The sequence below is a fragment of the Mesorhizobium sp. M7A.F.Ca.ET.027.03.2.1 genome (assembly GCF_003999175.1).
Classification (GTDB): Bacteria; Pseudomonadota; Alphaproteobacteria; order Rhizobiales; family Rhizobiaceae; genus Mesorhizobium.
The window spans coordinates 1-726 of sequence record NZ_RZOM01001690.1; the positions used below are offsets into that span (position 1 = coordinate 1).

Sequence of the window (726 nt, forward strand, 5' to 3'; positions counted from 1 at the left end):
ATATATCACCGCGCTGCAAAGTAGCACCGGCGATTTCGACGTTATGGCCTTTACGCCAGCCTGGCTGCCGGACATGGCCGATTTCCTTTCGGATATGCCGGCGAACATGCAACAGGGCGAGTACTGGGCCGACATTCACCCAGCCTACAAAGAGCGGCTGATGATCTGGAACGGCAAGGTCAAGGCTGCCCAGATGGATGGCGACATGCACACGCTGCAATACCGCGGCGATCTCTTCGAAAATCCTGAGGAGCAAAAAACCTTCAAGGCGAAATACGGCTATGATCTCGCCCCTCCGAAGACCTGGGACCAATATTACGACATTGCAGCCTTCTTCACTCGTCCCGACAAGGGGCTTTTCGGCACCGCCGAGGCCTATAAGCGCGGCGGGCAGCAATTCTGGTTTTTCTTCAGCCACGCTGCGAGCTACACGAACAACCCTAACGTGCCGGGATCGATGTTCTTCGATCCCGAAACGATGAAGGCCGAGATCAATAATCCGGGCTGGGTAAAGGCGCTGGAAGACTACAAGAAGGGATTGGATTTCAATCCGCCCGGCTCGCTCAACAATGGCTCGAGCGAGATCCGCCCGCTCTATTCCGGCGGCAAAGTGGCAATGAACATCGACTGGGGCGATTCAGGGATTCTTGGCGCTGACAAGAAGGAATCACGCATCATCGGCAACGTCCGCGCGTCGGTCCTGCCCGCTTCGGCGAAGATCTGGAA

1 protein-coding gene is annotated in these 726 nt (G+C 56.5%); it reads left to right on the top strand.

The features are described from left to right. Positions 1–43: 43 nt before the first annotated feature. Positions 44–726, top strand: a 683-nt coding sequence (locus tag EN750_RS37405; protein WP_245482941.1) for an extracellular solute-binding protein, incomplete at its 3' end; no start/stop codon positions are given.